The 18192-nt window shown below is 62.8% G+C and carries 18 protein-coding genes; 6 read left to right on the top strand and 12 right to left on the bottom strand.

Annotated elements, in window-relative coordinates:
* The first annotated feature begins 370 nt into the window (after positions 1-370).
* Together E3T38_RS16435 and E3T38_RS16430 are read left to right on the top strand one after the other, a co-directional pair.
* Entirely contained in the window at positions 371-1954 is a 1584-nt protein-coding gene (locus E3T38_RS16435; RefSeq protein WP_134549172.1) for an AAA family ATPase, read from the top strand.
* Entirely contained in the window at positions 1951-2778 is an 828-nt protein-coding gene (locus tag E3T38_RS16430) for a hypothetical protein (protein ID WP_134549171.1), read from the top strand. Before E3T38_RS16435 ends, E3T38_RS16430 begins: the two co-directional genes overlap by 4 nt.
* A gap of 331 nt (positions 2779-3109) precedes the next feature.
* Here the strand turns inward: E3T38_RS16430 and E3T38_RS16425 are convergent, their stop codons facing one another.
* The 12 genes from E3T38_RS16425 to E3T38_RS16370 form a co-directional block, all read right to left on the bottom strand.
* A complete protein-coding gene (locus E3T38_RS16425) occupies positions 3110-4573 on the bottom strand; it encodes an SCO6880 family protein (protein WP_134549170.1) in 1464 nt (487 codons plus the stop codon).
* Between the two features lie 2 nt (positions 4574-4575).
* Positions 4576-5943, bottom strand: a complete 1368-nt coding sequence (locus tag E3T38_RS16835; protein ID WP_198417377.1) for a conjugal transfer protein TrbL — start codon at positions 5941-5943, stop codon at positions 4576-4578.
* A gap of 24 nt (positions 5944-5967) precedes the next feature.
* Positions 5968-6237, bottom strand: coding sequence for a DUF6112 family protein (locus E3T38_RS16415; protein WP_104090819.1), 270 nt, complete (start codon positions 6235-6237; stop codon positions 5968-5970).
* Between the two features lie 198 nt (positions 6238-6435).
* Complete coding sequence (locus tag E3T38_RS16410; protein WP_134549169.1) at positions 6436-7182, bottom strand: EcsC family protein; 747 nt, start codon at positions 7180-7182, stop codon at positions 6436-6438.
* 196 nt (positions 7183-7378) lie between these two features.
* Positions 7379-9010 carry an AAA family ATPase gene (locus E3T38_RS16405; protein WP_198417376.1) on the bottom strand — a complete coding sequence of 544 codons (1632 nt, stop codon included), beginning with the start codon at positions 9008-9010 and terminating at the stop codon, positions 7379-7381.
* Between the two features lie 437 nt (positions 9011-9447).
* Positions 9448-9714 carry a DUF6112 family protein gene (locus E3T38_RS16400; protein WP_134549168.1) on the bottom strand — a complete coding sequence of 89 codons (267 nt, stop codon included), beginning with the start codon at positions 9712-9714 and terminating at the stop codon, positions 9448-9450.
* Position 9715: 1 nt separating this feature from the next.
* Positions 9716-10840, bottom strand: coding sequence for a M23 family metallopeptidase (locus E3T38_RS16395; RefSeq protein WP_134549167.1), 1125 nt, complete (start codon positions 10838-10840; stop codon positions 9716-9718).
* Between the two features lie 9 nt (positions 10841-10849).
* The gene (locus E3T38_RS16830; RefSeq protein WP_166805554.1) at positions 10850-11497 is read right to left on the bottom strand and encodes a hypothetical protein; all 648 of its coding nucleotides are present in this window, start codon (positions 11495-11497) and stop codon (positions 10850-10852) included.
* 9 nt (positions 11498-11506) lie between these two features.
* Positions 11507-12532: a ParB/RepB/Spo0J family partition protein gene (locus E3T38_RS16385; protein ID WP_134549165.1), complete on the bottom strand. Its 1026-nt coding sequence runs from the start codon at positions 12530-12532 to the stop codon at positions 11507-11509.
* Entirely contained in the window at positions 12529-13383 is an 855-nt protein-coding gene (locus E3T38_RS16380) for a hypothetical protein (RefSeq protein ID WP_241984529.1), read from the bottom strand. Before E3T38_RS16380 ends, E3T38_RS16385 begins: the two co-directional genes overlap by 4 nt.
* A gap of 2 nt (positions 13384-13385) precedes the next feature.
* Positions 13386-13778 carry a hypothetical protein gene (locus E3T38_RS16375; RefSeq protein WP_134549163.1) on the bottom strand — a complete coding sequence of 131 codons (393 nt, stop codon included), beginning with the start codon at positions 13776-13778 and terminating at the stop codon, positions 13386-13388.
* Between the two features lie 51 nt (positions 13779-13829).
* Positions 13830-14711, bottom strand: coding sequence for a bifunctional DNA primase/polymerase (locus E3T38_RS16370; RefSeq protein ID WP_134549162.1), 882 nt, complete (start codon positions 14709-14711; stop codon positions 13830-13832).
* A 222-nt stretch (positions 14712-14933) separates the two neighbouring features.
* On the opposite strand from E3T38_RS16370, the gene E3T38_RS16365 reads away from it, so the two are divergent.
* From E3T38_RS16365 to E3T38_RS16350, 4 genes are read left to right on the top strand one after another with little or no spacing between them, the layout of a single operon-like run.
* Positions 14934-15437, top strand: coding sequence for a hypothetical protein (locus tag E3T38_RS16365; RefSeq protein WP_241984528.1), 504 nt, complete (start codon positions 14934-14936; stop codon positions 15435-15437).
* 7 nt (positions 15438-15444) lie between these two features.
* Positions 15445-15909 carry a hypothetical protein gene (locus tag E3T38_RS16360; RefSeq protein WP_134549161.1) on the top strand — a complete coding sequence of 155 codons (465 nt, stop codon included), beginning with the start codon at positions 15445-15447 and terminating at the stop codon, positions 15907-15909.
* A complete protein-coding gene (locus tag E3T38_RS16355) occupies positions 15906-16919 on the top strand; it encodes a DUF6545 domain-containing protein (protein WP_134549160.1) in 1014 nt (337 codons plus the stop codon). The genes E3T38_RS16360 and E3T38_RS16355 overlap by 4 nt, the downstream gene beginning before the upstream one ends.
* Positions 16916-18127, top strand: a complete 1212-nt coding sequence (locus E3T38_RS16350) for an alpha/beta hydrolase (RefSeq protein ID WP_134549159.1) — start codon at positions 16916-16918, stop codon at positions 18125-18127. The genes E3T38_RS16355 and E3T38_RS16350 overlap by 4 nt, the downstream gene beginning before the upstream one ends.
* Positions 18128-18192: the final 65 nt, after the last annotated feature.

Below are 18192 nucleotides of genomic sequence, written 5' to 3'. Positions count from 1 at the left end.
AATTGAAGCAGCGCTCGCCGCTCTTGGAGAGCGTCCCAAGATTCTCCTATTCCCGCTGCGGTCGCACCGCCACCCGACCAGGCCGATTGCCGGATCCGGTAGCGCGGGTTCAGCTACCCCCGGCCGCGCTACCCGCCCCGACCGGCAGGCGCCGGCGAGCACGCGCTCCCACCCGACCACTGGTCGATGCGGTTCGTCCAGGTCGAGCAGCGCGAAGGCCGGGTGCGACACCGCGACGACGGTCGCGAGGGTTTGCGCGCGCGCTTCGTGGATCATAACTGCTCGTGACTCGGGGTAGTTGCACTATCTACGTGACGTCGCGTAGGTCGAGAGGCCATAGGCTCAAGTTGAGATCACTGGAGACCAAGGAATGCGATACGCGCTATACGACGAAACCAAGGGCGCGACTGACAATCGCGACGTGCTGCTGATTCGGCGCTTGGGATGGAACGACTGGTGGCAGTTCAAGACCTCTTTTTACCTCACCTACGTGAGCCCGTCGGGCGATCACGTAGATATTGGCGGAGTGAAAATCGGCATGATCGACATGATCTATGCCAGATCGAAGGAAACCGGTGGCGACGAGACACCCCTCGAAAAGTCGTTCTCGACACTGAGCGATAAGTTGGTCTCGATCGGACAAGACGAGTCGTATTACGCCAATCTAAAGGCGGCGATTGGTCAGGTTCGGTTTCGCAAAGCCTTGACGGATTTGAAAGACTTGGCTGGGTCTCCCGAACTTTACGAGCGGCATCGCTCAAAACCGGTTGTTTACGAATCGCTGATGCGCAACGTCCCGTTGACGTCCCTAACGGGAATTTACCGTCGAATGATTGATGGTACTAGTGATCCCGCGGCGTACAACTTCACATATGTCCGCCCGAACCCGGCGCCGGAGTGGCTGGCCAGCCCGCTCAGCCTCGACTTCGAAGTCAAACCGAACTCGAAACCCCCCACGAACGTTCATGTCTTGATCGGCCGAAATGGCTCTGGCAAGACGACCCTCCTTAGCTCCCTCACACGCGTCATGTTAGGAATCGCGAATGCAGGCGATGGCTACGTCGTCGGTGCGAATGGTGACGTCCCCGCCATTGCGAATCTGGTTCACATTGGGTTTAGTGCTTTCGATGTTGTCGATATCCCAGTACGTGATGCACAGCGCGCCTATGAGGTGGCATACGCGTATGTCGGACTTCATTACCTTGACGACAAACGCGACGACAGCGCGTCGGGCGAGACCGCTGAGGACTCCAAGAAGACGAAGCAAACTCGCCCTGCGAGTGAACTTGGAGGCGCTTTCGCAACTAGTGCTTGGCGAGTGATCAGCGAAAAGTCCCGCGAACTTTGGCGCAAAGCACTTGAGAATCTGGAATCTGATCCGAACTTTGCGGATGCACAGGTCGCCGCACTTGCTGATTTCTCGCTAGACCAAGAAAGTGAGTTCAGACGAGAGGCAGTCGGACTCTTTGGAAAGCTCAGCTCTGGCCACAAGATCGTGCTCCTAAGCGTCACACGACTCGTTGAGACGGTTACAGAGCAGTCACTCGTCCTGATAGATGAGCCCGAAGGGCATCTGCATCCGCCCCTCCTCTCCGCGTTTATTCGAACCCTTTCCGACCTTATGCAGACGCGAAATGGCATCGCCATCATTGCCACACATTCACCGGTCATCTTGCAGGAAGTCCCAAGACGCTGTGTCTGGCGGATTAGTCGAAATGGTGCGATTCAGGCCGCAGACCGACCGGATCGAGAGACGTTTGGTGAAAATGTGGGTGCACTGACAAGCACAGTTTTTGGACTCGAAGCAGCAGCATCAGGTTTCAACCGCTTGTTGGCTGAGGAGGCTCTTTCGGCAGGTTCGTACGACGCCGTGCTTGAGCGGTTCGGTGGAGAACTCGGATTCGAGGCTCGGGCACTACTCCGGACTTGGTTTGCCACCAAAGTGAATCGATGAGAACGCTGACGCCTCCGAATTTCAGCGTTCGTGAGATTCTGGGTGCCCTCGGAAATGGCAGGCGAATTGATCGGGTTCATGAAGTCGCAGATGAGATCTGCGATGGAGAGTTAGAGTATTTAGCTCACGCTGATTCGGCCACGCTTTCAGACCTAACTCCAAATCACTCTGGCATCGATAACGATGCTGGAGAGGACATTCGATACGCGTATGACGCGAAGCTCGTGGATAAGAACGGTCCTGCTCGTGCCTTTTACAACGCGTTGCGAACAGCGCCCCACAACCGATGCCCAGTATGTCTGGAGCGCGACATCGGTGCTTTGGACCATTTCTTGCCTAAAGAGCGTTGGCCACGGCTAGCGATTGTGCCTGCGAACCTTGTCCCAATCTGTACGGCCTGTAATGGCACTAAGAGCAGTGGATGGTCGGCCGACCTGGATGAACAGTACCTTCACCCGTACTATGACGACCTCGGCACGCGCGCTTGGGTTGGTGCAACGCTTCTCCGGGTGCCCGGTGCACCCCTCGTCTTTAAAGTCATCGCATCCGCCGATTGGGATGACGTGATGTGTTCGCGTGTGACGCTTCATTTCGAACGCTTTGCGCTCGCTGAGCTTTTCGCCAATCATGCGTCGACTCTGCTGGCCTCCTACGATGGGCAGCTGCAGAGCATCCATGCTCTGGGTGGAGCGTCGGCAGTGCGCGAGCTACTGTTGGGCACTGCCAGCAGCTTCCGTGGCGCGGCAATCGACTTGTGGTCGTCGCTCGCGATGCAGACCTGGGGTGAGAGCGACTGGTTTTGTGATGGAGGATGGCGTACGTAGCCGTTCAACGCAACCTAATCCACAGATGCCTGCATTCGGGCTGGTGCAAATCCAGGAAGGACTGGTCCGAGCTGTGGAAGACCACGTTCATTCGGTTCCGCCCACTCGCTGCCCGCGATTTCGATGTCCGCGTGCACTAACGATGGCTTGGAGACAAACCGAAGCGTGGGAACAACTTCGAGTCCAGGTGGGCCGGTTATCGCGGCCAGCGCATCGGATCTGGACATTGCTCACGTATGGTCGCGGCTTCTCAGCGCCGGTCGATTCGCCGAGCTGTCTCGGCCAATCCTAGGAGGGGCATTTGACCGTTTCGGGCGGTATCTCTCGTGGGTCAAACACTCCGACACAACGGCAACGCCGCAGCCGTAAAAGCCTGCGCCTGCTGCCCAATGAGCCGCCGTGTCTCGCACGACGCCTGGATAGCGGCCTGCTCGATCGACGCGACGGCGGCATCGAGCTCGTCCACGGTCGCCGCGGTCACGCACACCAGTCCTGTCGTGCGCAGCACGCCGTGCCCGGCGGTTAGGTCGGCTTCCTGGTGCAGGAGGTCGTCGTATTCGGCGGAGGCGCCGGCATCCTCTATTTGGCCGATGCGGGTGCGTTGGTGGGCGTCGCTGATGAGTTCGGTCTTCTTCTTGCGCAGGTCGCGCGCGGCCTGATCGGCGTGCACGGGCAGATAGTGCAGCGACACCGTGCGCAGGATGCCGTTGGTGAAGACCAGCGGCGACAGAAACCCGGGGAACACCTGCGACCTGGGCCATTCGCTGATCCACAACACCGCGTGAAACGCGCTGTCCGTGCGGAGATGGTCCCAGCTCTCGGCGACCGCGACCGGCCCCGCCGTAGCCAGTGAGCGCCCAACCAGCGGATGCCGCTCCAGATCGATACCGACGGCCGGGTCATAGGCGGTGCGGAGTATGACAGCGAGTTCGTCGGCGGTGAGCCAGCCGCCGACCGTCAGATCCGCTGCGCGCAGCGCGCCTGTGAGGGCGGTCATTTCCTGGCGCAGTACCGTCGCGGCTCCGCGCATGCCACCGCCCTGGGTGCGCACCTGCCGAGACGCCGCGCTCAAATCGAGGGCGAGGGCGATCGTCGTCGAGTGGCGTTCACCGGCGGGTCCGGCCCGCTCGATCAGATCGCGGTAGGTGGTGGCGGCCCAACTGTCGTCGTCGATGCCGTGCCCCTCCCACCACTCGGACAGTCCGGTGCCCGAATCGGGCAGCGTGCGCTCGGACACCTGCAGTCGCGCGATGCGCCCCGATCGGCAAGCCCCGGCGAGCACGCGCCCCCAGCCGACCACTCGTCGATGCTGCTCGTCCGGGTCGAGCAGCGCGAACGCCGGGTGCAACACCGCCACGACCGCGGTGAGGGTGTGCGCGTGCGGGTCGTGGATCATGACCGCCCCCGACTCGGGATCGTTCCACTCGCGCAGCGCGGCCGCATCGCCTGGCAGCGACAGGGTTCCCACCGGGCGTGGGCGGATGATGCGGCGCCGGTAGGTCAGCTGCTCACAGCCCGACCGCCACGCCCACCGGGTAACGACCGGCATCCACTCAACGATCTTGCGCCCGCCAATCGGGATGCCCGCGATCACCGCCGCGGTAACCCAGATCGGACTCGTCCACGCGACACCGGACGCGCCCGTCGTGTACAGCGCGGTGACGATGGTGAGCGTGCCGATCGACAGGGCGATCAGTTGCGGCAGTGACAGGCCGAGCATGATGCCGCGCTTGGTCAGTCGTGAGAACTGCATCGGGGGGAGTCGGTAGTCTGCGCGGTTCCTGTCAGTTTCCATGGCTACGCGTCCTTGATTTTTCGTCCGGCTGGCAGTTCCTGCGGTGAAGCGGATGCCGGTGGTCGCCTTGGCTTGGATGCCGGCGCGCTCGGGGCGCTGGCGTTGCCGGCGGACGGGGTGTGGGCATCCGCTCTCTGCGCGACTGCACTGCCGATCTTTGGGCCGGCCTTGGCTGTGGCACTTACGACGGCAGCGCCGGCCGCGACTCCGGCGGTGGCCACACCGGCGCCAGTGCCAACTGCTGCACCGCCCGCTCCGGTGCTCGAGCCCGCACCGGCACCAGCACTCGAAGATGCGCCAGTACCCGAGCTACCAGCTGCCGAGGACGTCGGACCCAGTCCGCCGCTGCTGGACGGTGCCGCTAATGCAGGACCAGCCTGTGTCGCTCGACCGCTGCCGCCCGGGCCCAGAACCTTCTGCGCGGTACTCATCATGGGTGCGCTCGGCACCGGAACGGGCCGGTTCAGCGCCGACTTCGCCTCCTGCTCGCTCGACATCGCGTGGTACATGTCGAGCCCGACGAAGTTGAGGAACTTGTAGGTGATGTAGGGCGCGAAGGCGGCGATGAACATCAGCACGATGCCGGCGATGGGGTCGCTGACGGAGGCCAGATCCGCATCGATCGGGGCCGCGACCTGAGCGACCGCGACCAGAAAGATCACGACGAGCACGAGCTTGGAGAGGATGAGCGCGACAACGAACGCGACCCATTTGGAGAACCAGCCTTTGGCGGCATCCCAGGTGGCGCCGGCGAGGGCGATCGGTCCAAAGACGATGGCCACCAGTAGAAGGGCTTTGCGGATGAGGAGGGAGAACCAGACGATGGCCGCGCCGCTGATGGCGAGGCCGGCGAGGAAGATTGTGAGGATTGCACCGACGCCGGGTGCACCGGGGCTGATCGCGGTGAGGCCCACGGCGAGGAGCGCGATGCGGTCGCCCATGCCCTCCATCGTGTTGCCGCTGGCCTGGACGATGCCGATGGACAGCTGGTCGGTGATTTCGAGGAGCAGGCCGGTGATGGTGATGATGACGAAGGATCCGAGGACCGATTTGGCGACGCCGATCGCGGCCCGGGAGAGCGCTGTCGGGTCGCGGTGCACGAGGCCGGTGATGAGCTGTAGGCAGAAGAGGATCAGGGTGACGAAGACGGCGACACCGAAGAGCACGTTGTAGACATCGATGTAGGTCGGGTCGGTGAGGTCGACGAGGGTGGTCGTGTCGAAGGCGGCCCAGACGGATTCGAAGAGCCAGGCCGCGGTAGAGCCCATCGCGCCGGCGAGCCAGTCGAATGGTGCGGCGACGACAGAGGATGCGACGTCGCCGACGCCGGTGCAGACATCCGCTACGACTGGTACATCGCACACGCTCATTTCTGACCCCGCTCGAGACCGGGGTCAGACGGACTGGCCGACGTTCCAAAAGAAGTTGACGAGGGTGACGGCGGCGCCGCAGATGATCGCGGCGCCGCAGGCCACCATGACGCCGGTTTTGCCGCGTGAGGCGAGGTGCGGGTTGGAGGAGTTGGCGCCGAATCCCCAGACGATCGCAGCGACGATAAGGGCGAGGACGCTGAGCACGAGGCCGATGGTCATCACGGCGCCGACGATGACGCGCAGCTGTTCAATGCCGGGCAGTCCGGTGCCGTTGGGGTTGATGTCGATCATCGGTGGCTCCTTGTGTCGTTTGATGCGTACGACAGGGAGGAGCGCACAGCATGCCCACGACCGTGGCCGTCAATACTGCGATCTATTGCCCGCTTGGCTCGGGGGAAATGAACGACACGAAACGGCTGCTTGACTCAGCTTTCCTCATGTGGAGATTGACTGGCGCTGAGCCTCCGCGTCTGCAAAACACGGGATGGATTAATCGACAGGGAACATAGCCTTGGCTGTGCGTCCAATCAAGGTGGTCATAGTAGCGTCCACCGCGCCGCCGACCACTCCACCAATGAGGGGTATGCCCTTCGCCAAGGTAATAAGCGAACGCTGCGTGCCGTACTTGGCCAGAAGCATGAAACCAACCTTCTTGTTGATCTCACGAATGAGCACGATCGGGATGTTCTTGATCGCCTGGATCGCCACCTTCGTGCCAACCGCGATTCCGAATGATTTAATAATCTGCTGTGCGTTCGAGCCCACCGCGATGAGCGTTGCGACCGTGCGGACGTGCGGATCTTTGGGGTCGTACCCACGCAGGTAGGCGATGGCGGCGGCGAGACGTGCGTTGATCACAAGTGCGCCCGCCATGTTCGCAGGTATTGTCACCGGCATTGCGATGAACCCACCAAGTCCAGTCAGGAAACCATTGACACCGGCTGCTTCGACCGACTCGACGATCAGTCTTTTGATCGCCTTGTCAATATCCTCGTGTTCGTCCGGCCGAACTTTCCGCGTGGGTTCGGCGTTGAATATGTAGCGTGTTCCTTGGACTCGAGCAAGCCGATCCTCCGCCCACGTAATGGACCCTGCTAACGGTCCGACACCTGTGTCGATCACCTTGCCGACCAGTCTAAGTAGCTGACCAGATGCCTTTTCGGCCATAGAGGGCGGGTTCTCTTCGGGGGTAATCGTGGGCAACTCGTCAGGTCCGAGTGTGGTCGAGTGGGGCATCGCGATTCCTCTGTGAATTTTTACGTGAACGAAAGGAAGCGGAATACGCGCCTTCGAAGACGCCGGTTGATCCACATGTCCCTGTGAGCGACTAGCGCCTTAAGCTGTAGTGGGCGATAAGGACACCACTGGGAACGCAGCGAAGACGAACTTGGCAGTCACGGGCATGCCGCCCACGTTGCGGGCCCCATCAACGTCAAAGGGGAGTGACTTTCGGAAGTGCAGCGCTAATGGCTCGGCGGAGCCGGTCGTCGCTCGTGCTTTGTATGGCGCGCGTAACCCAGGCGCTGAATACATCGACCTTCTGGTTACCTAGGCGGGAGGCCGCCAGCGCCAATAGGGGCTTCTTTCGATCGTAAACCGCCAGCAGTGTGGGGAGGTCATCGGCACCAATGGCCGCGGCTATCTTCGTCTGGATTTCTGAGGCAAGCGCGGCGACGTCCAACTCAGCCGTCCGGGCGGCGTAACTCTCGGCCAGGCCTGATACAGACTTATCCGCGGAAAAGTCAATCTGTTTCAGAGTTCGGTCAATACGGCGTCGGCAATACCGAAGAACGACATCACTGACGTTCTTTTCAATAGTCGCGTCCGCGAAGACTGCTGCCTTCAGCTCGGCGAGCTTTGTCTCTAGCTCATTGCCTTCTAGGTGGTTCATCTCCAGGATCGCGCTCGAAACAGGCGGTAACAGGAGTAGATTTTCAATTTCCGACACTGGCAACGTCTCGATGCCGTTGGCAGCATGACTGGCACGGTCGATCTCGTCGTGACCGTCCGCGTCTACCAAACCCGCGCATTGGATTCGAGTGAATGCTGCGTTGCGCCGCATGGTGACAACCGAGTGAATCACGCCTTCGCACCCCCCTCGGGGCACTACCGTCCAGGTGGGATAACAGGCACGGTAGAAAGCAAGGTCAAGGCTGCCCTGTTCGCCTTCGACGAAGAGGATCGGCCTGCGGCTGCCAAGGATAAGTGTGATGAGATCCTCACTAAAACCGTCCGCCTCGGGCACGTTCTCGATTACCCAACCAGTGGCAGGCGCGTAGCTCCGGATCACATGCTTTTTACCTGCCCGCGATGCTGCGAACTCAAGATCATGGGTGATCAACAGAAATGCACAATCGGGGCGTGCTGCCTCAAGTTCGTCCCATAGGCGGCCAAGTATGGATCTGTGTACGTGAATTTCGGGCTCGTCCATGATGAAGACTGAACCTTCGTCGGCGACCAAAGCTTGGCCGACTATGTAAAATATTGCTTTCTCGCCGTCGCTCATTTGCGTGACGCTGTAAGGGTCGCCGAGTTGACCAGCAGTAACGGGGCGTACTGTGATGTCGTCGGCCGTGATGGTCAGGTTGCGGTTTGGCAACACACGATGGAAAATCGCCTTCAAGTTGCGCATAAGGGTGTCGCCGTTAGGGGTGGGAAGGCCGTCCTTCAAATTGTTGAAAGCATTCACAGCCGTATTCGCCTGTTCTCCGAAGAGGACCTGAAGGAGGGCACCGGCGTCATTCAGTATGAAGCGGGGTCCACCTTGGCCCCATCGGTTTACATCCCGCGCTTGTTGCGGCCCGCCGAAATCGCTAGGTTTGGCGTATCCGTAACGGAGGTGGCCTCGCGCGGCTTCTTCGCTCAGTTTTTCGATCGACGGATCGATCGCAAGCATCCTCTGGGCCGAGATCCGATGCGCGCTAACCCCGAGCTGCCGTTCGCATTCGATCGCCAGTCTTGTCTTGCCTGACCCGTTGGCGCCGACTACAACTGTTGACAATCCTGCACGAAACTCAATCGGCGTCAATCCGCCGTCGACATGTATCTCAATGGGGAGCGGCAAGATTTCCTCCTTGAGAGGATCATTGAAAACGACTGTGTTGTGGGGTGGGATGGATTTCTAGAAAAGCTAAAATTGTCCTCGGGACGTCCCACGCTACCGTTAGCGCTAAACCTCGGACCACGTTTCTCTAGGCCGGATGAATGCACCCTTTATGGGTGATCGAGGGACTCTCTCCGGTCGGGGCGATGATAAAGATCGGTCTTTCGGGACGACGCGTGTCGAAACGCAGTTGCTTGGATAACGTTCTGAGACATAGAACCATAAACTTCTTGCTCGCTGTCCCCTGCGCTCGCAACAAAGTCTCGAGTGGCGGCAATCCTCAGGAGTTCGTCTCGCTTGTCTCACACCGAACGATTTAATTCACAAATCATTTGGAGGCACCTCATCGGTAAATTTACCTGAAGTTGCGACACGATCGGTAGGTGCAGATCTTGCTTTTAGAGAGTCGACCCAACGCCCAGTAAGAAGTTCACCCATGCAACACCCGTACCAGCGAGGGTCGCGGCGCCGCAGGCGACCCAAAGCCCGAGCCGTGCCCGGGTGGCGGTATGAAAGTTGCCGTACGCCGAGGCGATAGCCCACATTGTCCCACTGATGATCATCATGAGCACCGCGATGATGAGCACGAACGTCAGCAGCGCGCCGACGATGCTTTTCAGCTCTGAAGCGCCGCCGACGGCGCCGAAGTCGGGGAAGACGTCCATCTCACGAAACCGTGCCCGCCGGGCATCCGCTGGTCGCGGCGGTCAAGCCGGCGGCACCGTGGGCGGCCAGCCAACCCACCGCGTTGACGGCAGGCTGACTCGACCCGCCCGGGTGTATCTCGAGGTGAAGGTGCGGTCCGGTCGACTTCCCGGCGGAGCCGACGTCGCCGATGTGCTGGCCGGCGATCACGCTGTCACCGGCCGCGACGTGCATGCCCTGCTCGTACATGTGGGCGTAGTACGAGGTGACCCGCTCGCCGCCGACCGTGTGCTCGATGGTGATCAGTCCGCCATAGGTTCCACGTTGCCCGGCGAAGCTCACGACGCCGTCGGCGACTGCGAGGATCGGCGTTCCTAAAGGGGCCGCGAGGTCACTTCCCGCGTGAAAACGCCGGTCGCCCGTGTATGGGTCGATGCGCCACCCGAAGCTGTCGGTGTTCGAATATGAGTCAGTGGGAAGCGGGAAAACGACCCGCGATGACTCGACGACGTTTGAAGAACGAGTCAGCGCGACCAGAATCGCTTCCGCGACCGGCTCAAAGTTTGCGTACCGATCCGGATAGGCGCTCACCTCGACGGCTTGTGCAGCCACGCCTGGCTCGAGCATCTGCCAGCCCGCAATATCGAGGAGTCCGCGCGGCGACCCGGCATTCGGCCCCGACACTCCACCGAAGAAGGCCAGCGCCTGGTAGGCCGGGTCCATCAGCCCAGCGACCGTGCCCCATCCCGCAGAAGGCCGCATCTGGAACAGGCCCAGCGAGTCGTGATCCGAACCGACCCCGTCGTGGGGATACGAAGCGGACTCCGGATACGCACTGGTGTTAGCCAACAGACGCAACGTCGACTCCGTGAGTGCGGCCACCAACGCCACGATCACTCCCGCCCGACCAACGTCGGCCGTCTGCCCGCCCGCAGTGATGATCGTTCCAGCGTGGGTCAGCTGCCGCTGATCCAAAACCACCGATCGGCCATCCAAAGTCTGAGCGGTAAGCGAGTCGGGAATCGTCCCGACGACCAGCGACCCGCACGAGTTCGCGACCGTGGTCACCAGCGCAGCCACGCCCACCAGACTACCCAACGGGCAAGCGAGCATCAGCACCACGACAAGTCCGATGAGCTTCTTCATCGCGATTCCCTACTCCAGCGGATGGTCGAGCTTCGACAGCCGCAACAGCGTGCACGACTCCGGGCCCGGGCACACTACAAAGACCGTGAACGAAACCCGTCGCTCACTGCGCATCGCATCGGTGTTGAACGTTCCAGCGCGATAACGGGTTCCCACGACAGTGAGCGCCGAAGCGCCCTCCGGAATCTGACCCGCCTCCGCCTGCTCCAGCGCTGTCGCCCACGCAGTCGGCACGACGACCGACTCGATATCGAGCCACTGCCGCGTGCCGTAAGAACTCAGTCGCTGCCACGTTTCCGCGCCCGGCAGGTAGTCCCGCACGTCCGCCGCCACAGCCGCCGCTTCCTCCGCATCGGCTACATCCACCAGCACCTGCGCCCAGTCGGTGAGACTGGCATCCTGGCGCGTGTCCCAATCGAACAACGCGTGCGCGACACTGCGAGCAAACAGCTCCGGGCTCGACGTTTCAAGCACCGGCTGCGGTTGGTCGGTCGGCACTACAGCCGCAGCGGATGCCGTTGGCACTGGCTGCTCCGGCTGACTCGTTTTCGCAGGCCCACGAAGCAGTCCAAACAAGCCAATGGCCGCCAGTACGATCAGGGCGATGCCAGCGCCGACGATGGCGATGACAAGACGACGGCGTCGAAAGAAATGCATGGTGGACTCCTAACGAATGCGGGTAACGGTGGCGGAGATCTGCGCGACGTCGGGGGAGTCGCGGAGGGTGCGCATCCGCTCGAAGAAGGCGATAGTGCCGGTAAGGGTTGCCTGGAACTGCTCCCACTGATCGACGGAGAGTTCGGCGGCGACCTCGACGTCGTCGTAGCGGAGCCACCAGTCGCGCAGGTCGTTCCAGAGAAAGACGAAGGAACGCGTGGGCAGCTTCGAGTCGGTCGAAGCCAAAGTGCGGGTCTTCTTTGCGCGCGTCGCCGCCTTCGCGCGGGCAAGGGCTTCTCGAGCCAGCTGCTCGAGGTCGGTCACCGAACGCCCGGCGGCCGGCACAGCGGCAACCATCGAGCGAATGGGCGTCGCGGTCGCCAACCGATCAACTTCGGCAGCGACACGACCGTGTGCCGCCGCCACCGATCCACCGCTTTGAATCACCGCCAGCTCCTCCCTCGCGCGCGTGCGCAGCGCCTCGTCGAGACCCTCGTCCCGCGCCATTTGCTGTAGGTGGCCGATGCGTTCCAACGTTGTATAGGAGCGCCGCCCGGTTACGAGAAGGGCCGCCTGCGCGCGAACGCGATCAATTGGCTGCGGTTGTGCCACCGTGGCACCACCGTCTGATCTGGGCTTTTCCGAACCGAAGCGCGTTGCGGCTTGGCGCCGCTGGGCATCCTCCGCCAGAAGCATCTTCACCTCGCGATACAGGGCGGCCGCTTCGGTGGGGGCGAAGGCCTTGTGCAGGGTGTTGTCGTCCTGCTCGGCGAGCAGCTGGGCGAGGTGGTCCGAAATGCCGGAGCGTACCCACACGTTGAGCTTGCGCACGCCGAGCTGCCGAAGCGCCGCCAACCGTCGGGCACCGCAGATCAGGGTGCCGTCGGGCGTCACCGTGATGGGCTGCAGCAGCCCCTGCCGTTCGATCGAGGCAGCGAGCGCGTCGATGTCGCCGAGATCGGTGCGGTGCCGCGAACCGATGCGGATGGAGTCGATCGACCGCTCCAACTCGATGTGCCCCGGGGTGACGGTCATTCGAACACCCGTGGCGAGTTCAGAACGATGTCTGAGACCAGGTCATCGTCGCCAAGCAGCGCGTGCAGCGGTTCGCCGACGAGTAAACGAAGCAGGATGCCACGACCGGCGGCGGTGTGCGCGTGCAACGGGTTTCCGGATCCCAGAAGGGTCCGCAGCATGCTCATCCAGGCCGGCTGCGAAACGTCGAGCAAAGCACGAGCGGCATAGTCGCGCCGCAGCGACTCGAAGGCCGACGGGCGCGACGGGGCATCCGCTAGCCGACTGCACACGTACTCGATGCCATCGCGGGCGTGGTCTGCCGGCCAACCGAGCAGTGTGAACAGGGAGATCGCACTCTCAACCGCCAGAGACACCTCAACCGGCGGCTCCTCCTCGGCAAACCCATCGGCCGCACTGACGCTGAACGCGGGGTGATATTCCGGCAGGGCGTGCTCGCGATCGCTGAATCTTTCAGCATCGTGAAACACGGACACCTGCGGCCGTCGCGCCTGGTGCACCGAGCACAGCAGGCCGCGGGCGCGTTCCTCGGCGATGCAGGTCACCTGCACGGCACGTGTGACGATGGCCCACGGGTCGTCGGCGCGCAGTGTCGAGGGCGCCCGCATCGCGTCGTAGGCGGCCGCGGCGGCCTCCCACGGGTCGAGGTGGTGCTTGCGCGCCAGCCCGGCGTAGCGCTGGGCAGTGAACCGCATGAGCTCGGAGGCCTCGGGGTCGCTGCGCCAGCGGGCGCCGCCATCCGCTTGCAGGCGCGCGAGCAGTCGGCGCAGGCCTTCGGATTCGCGAAAAGTCCTCATGGCGGCACCTCCCGTCGAGTTGGTGTGTGTTGCCGTGTTCAACAGGATGCTCATGGTCACGCCCGCCCGAAACCGTCGCGGCCGATCTGTGGACGCTCCCGCACCGCTCCGAACTCGGAGAGGGGAGCCAAGCGGGCGCCCCGCGCGCGAATCGCCCGCGCGGCCGTGACGGGTGCCCGTCGAACCTGCCGCACGGCGTTGGCTTGCAGGTCGATGCCGCGACCGGCGATGCGACCGGCGCCCAAGTTGAGCAGGTCGGCCGCACGAATCCAGGCGACGGCGGGCCGCGAGCTGGCTCTGGCCGCTGGCGTGATGCCCGAGGTGCCGCTTCGCGTGCGCGCTGAGAGGCGCGATTTCTCCTCCAATACGGCGTGCAGCGGATGCCGCTCGCCACCGGCATCGCCACTGGTCGCGCCGTGTGACTTATCGAAGTCGTCTACATCCATCACTTCATCTCCTTTGGGTTGGTGATTTGAACGGCAAGAATGTCAGCGAGCCATTCATGACAGGCAGGGTGCTTCGCCGCGTCTGGTTGCAGGGGCAGGTTGATCGAACGCTTGCGCGCCCGCCGTGGTCCGGCGGCTCGCCGAGCTGATCGTCGCGAGAATCTCGCGGTCGTCGAGGCCAGCGGTCTGGGCGGATGGGCCGAGCGCAGCCTCGACGTCTGCAGGCGCGAAGCCTGCCTCGACCAGTCGGCAGGCCGCCCAGAACAGCCCACTGTTGCGCTCGCCTTCCTGCAGGTTGCTAACCCATTGCGCGAGACGACTCGCCTCCGGCGCCCTAGCTACTGTTGCCCGTGTGCCCACTCTCGGCGGCCTCGGGTCGATGAAGCCGCGCAGGGCGACGGCGTCGACCGGCTTCGAGCCGACCGACGACAGCGAATGCAGCCGATAGCTGGCTCGACCGGTGTCCGTCGCTAGTATCGAGGGTGGCACGATGACATAGCCGCCGTCCCCACGAAAGTCGATGTGCGCGCTCGCCGCCTGCCAGCAGCGCTGCGGCCGATCTGCGATCGCGACAAAGTACACGTGCATGCCGCCCGACGGAGTGCGCACCCGAGCGAACTCGCCGTCTACCAACCCAGCGGCTGTGGCCTGCTCGAACGCGGCGAAGCCGGCATCCGCTTTGGTCACGTCGATGTCCACGACGGCGATTCCCGACGCGCTGCCCGTCGGCATCCCGATGTTCGCACTCGGCCACCGCGTCCACCACGCCCGCACCTGCTCGAGGTCTGAGCTCGCGTCATGAAACCCCGCAGGCGTGAGCGGATGTTTACCCTCCGGCACACACGGAAACACCGGAATCCCCGCCCGCGCGAAGGCAAGCGCGGCATCCAGCACCGACAGCCGACTCGAGGCCACCAACACCTCAGCGACGCTCATAAGAACTCCGGACGTGGAGCCATACGTGCCAATTCACATCAATCACCTTCCCGGAGGACTGCCACGCACGCGTGGCTCGATGACACGGAGATGCGCCTCGCTTCGCTGATGCGTTCGGCGAGGCCGCTCCGTGTTGAGCATGCTCAATCTCAATTCACGGTCAGTTTTAGCACCACATTTGAGCATGCGCAACCCTTGTGTTGATCATGCTCAAAGAGTAGATTGAGCATTCTCAATGACCTGAGCATCCATCAGCACCGGGAAGTGAAGGGGCGCATGACCGACGAGGAGAGCGCGACAGCCGCGGAGGATCTCGCGAAGCGCCTCCGCCTGCTGCTCGATGTCGCCGAGGCCGAGACGGGTAGCGAACCGACCTACACCCAAATCGCCGCGTTCCTCGAAGCGCGTGGCACAAATATCTCGAGATCGCGATGGACGTACATCGTGAACGGTCACCGGTACGTGCAAGATGCAACACTTTTCGAAGGCCTCGCCGCGTTCTTCGACGTTGACCCTGAGTTTCTCGCTGGCTCGGAAGGTGCCGAGGTACCGGCCAAGGTCAGCGCCCAGCTGGATCTCGTGCGGTCGATGAGGGCGGCGCGCGTGAAATCTTATGCGGCGCGTACCCTCGGCGATATTTCCCCCAACGCCCTCCAGGCGATCAGCCGGTTTCTCGACGCGGAGGTCTCGCCGGAAGCGCACGCAACCAAGTCCGGAGGGGAGTGACGACCCAGTGAACAGCGAAGTGAGCGTGTCGACGGCCCTCGATCAACTGGCCCTGGGCGAGACCTTCACCTTTGACGAACTCGTCGGCGCCGTGCAGCGAAGCCGGGGGCGGCGACTGCGCATAGTCGAACTCGTGGGCGTCACTGGCCGCGACGGCTTGTGCGCCGTCTGGTTTGAGGCGGGTGGCGATGATGTCATCCTGCACGCCCAGAGTGATTCGGTGCTGCACGAGCAACAGTTCGTGCTGCACGAACTGGCCCACATGATCCTTGGTCACCAGGTCGACGACGATTCCGACGTTCCTGACATCCTGCTGCCGGACATTCCACCCGAGACTCGTCGCCGGTTGCTCCGGCGCCAAGACCTCAACACGGTCAAGGAAGTTCAGGCTGAGACTCTGGCCGACCACCTCGCTGCAGCAATCAGGGGATCTACGATGCACCGGTCACGGTATCTGGAGGTCTTCGGATGATAGTCGTGCTCGTCGCCGCGTTCATGTGGCTGCTCGTCGCGGCCCTGCTCATCCTGCGGCGGGGCCGTGCAGAGCGCAACATCACCTACGCCGCGCTGACTATCGCAATCGCGATGACACTGAACACCGATCAGGCCTATCGGATACTCGAAAGGTATGCCGGCAGTACCAACCTGGTAACCCTCGTCGCGGATGCAACGCTCATGATTGGCGTCTTCCTACTCGGTCGTGCAGTGATGAAGGCCTCGGAGCACCAACCGCGTGCCGTGCAGCTGGCCCTCGGCCGGCTCACGCTCGTGACCGCACTCATAAGCGCAATCGGCACCTTTCTGCTCATCGATCGCGGTGCCACGACCACGAATTTCATGCTCGAGCTCGGCGAGCAGCCAGCGGCCGCCGCCTATTCGATGATCCAGTTCAGCTACTACGCAATCGTGCTCTCGGCCATGGCCGCCCTCGCGGCGCGGCAGCTCAGAAGCAGTGAGTGCGCTCAGCGGATGCCGCCAGCCTCGCTGCTCCTCGGAAGCATCTGCGGGGTCGCGCTCAGCATCGTCGTCATCACGATGGATCTCGCTCATGTGGTGCGCAACCTCAACCTGATGGCCGACGTCGCCATCGCCTATGAACCCTTACACCTGCTGACTTTCCTGTTCCTCTGCCTCGGGTTCGCCAGCCAACCCGCAGCCCGCACCATGCAGGCACGGTCACGCGACCGAATGACCCGCATGCTTGTCCATGATCTCGAGCCGATCTGGGCCGCTGCGACGAAGGCACGTCCGGGAATCAGCCACACCGAGCACACCTCGTTGAACGCCGCCGCCCCCGAGACGCTGCTCCATCGCCAGGTCGTCGAAATCCGCGACGCAATGATCGATACGAGGGTGGAGTTTGACGTGAGTGCCGGCGACCGGGAACTTATAGAGCGCGCCGAGCGGTACCTGCTGGGAACGGGATCGAGTGACGCGGCACCTGTTGCCGCGCCTGTTCGACAAGGCCAGCACCGACGATGAAAGCCGTCTGGGCGCTGGCGGGCGTGGTCGTTGGCAGTGGTGTGGCGCTTGCGGGCGTTGGCCTGGCGATCGCGCGGCGTCTGACCGCCCCGGTAAGCGGTCGCCGGTACGAACTCACCATTCGAGCGCTCGAGAATACAGGGGAGCGACCAGTTGTCACCCTTGATCGCACATCAGCCACGGCCGGACACGGCGACTACTGCCTCATCCTCGAAAACGGTGGCTGGGTTCGGCTAGCGCCTGGAGTCGAGAACCGCGGGCCGAGTCTCGTCGGCCGCGAGGTCGTGGGGGAGTCGGGGCCAGGCGTAGCTGCCGGCCAGCGAGCATCCTGGAGCGGCATCTATTTCCAGAACCCGGCGGATGCCGGTCTCCCGTCAACGGATGTTGAAATACAAACGGATGTCGGCCCCGCGCCCGCCTGGCTCATCCCGCCCGGAGACGCCCCGTCAACCACTTGGGCCATCCATATTCACGGGCTCGGAAGCACCCGAGCTGGAACTCTGCGTGGCGTGCAAGTCGCGTCGGAAGTCGGGTTGACCTCCCTCGTCGTCACGTACCGGAACGACGGCGAAGGTCCCCGGGTCGGGACCGAGAGATCTGAACTCGGCGCCGCCGAAGTCGATGATGTACGCGCGGCGGTGAACTACGCGCGCGAGAACGGCGCACGTAGCATCATCCTCTTCGGCTGGTCAATGGGCGCAGCCATCGCACTGCAGCTCGTCGCAGACCCCAAGGTCCGCGGCATCGTCACCGGGCTCGTGCTCGATTCGCCCATCCTCGACTGGGTCGCGACGCTCAAGGCGAACTGCGCCCGATCGGGCCTGCCCGCTTGGGCCGGCGCGCTCGGGATACCGTGGCTCAACTTCCGGCCGCTCGCCCGACTAGTCGGTCTCGCCAACCCCATCGATCTGCGCAGGTTCGACTGGATTGCGCGCGCCGGCGAGTTGACGGTGCCGACGCTCATCCTTAACGGCACACTCGACACGTCGTCGCCATTCGAGCTTGCGAAGCGCCTCCGAGCACGTCGTCCCGACATCGTCGACCTCCAGGCGTACGAAGCAGATCACACCATGAGCTGGAATTCAGATCGCGAGCGCTGGCGGACAGTCCTCGCCGCGTGGATGGCAGCTCTATCGAACGATCAGGGGGGATTCGAACCTGGGCCGCGGTCATCTACGGCACCCGTTAAAGTGACAGACTCCCCATAAGGTCATCGGTGCCGCCGGTCTTGCATTGACCGCTTGAATCTGTCAGCACCCACGAACTCTTTTTC

The organism is Cryobacterium sp. Hb1 (assembly GCF_004403585.1).
GTDB classification, from domain to species: Bacteria; Actinomycetota; Actinomycetes; order Actinomycetales; family Microbacteriaceae; genus Cryobacterium; species Cryobacterium lyxosi.
The sequence above is the reverse complement of the archived record's forward strand: the minus strand, read 5'-3'. Positions and strand labels throughout refer to the sequence as shown.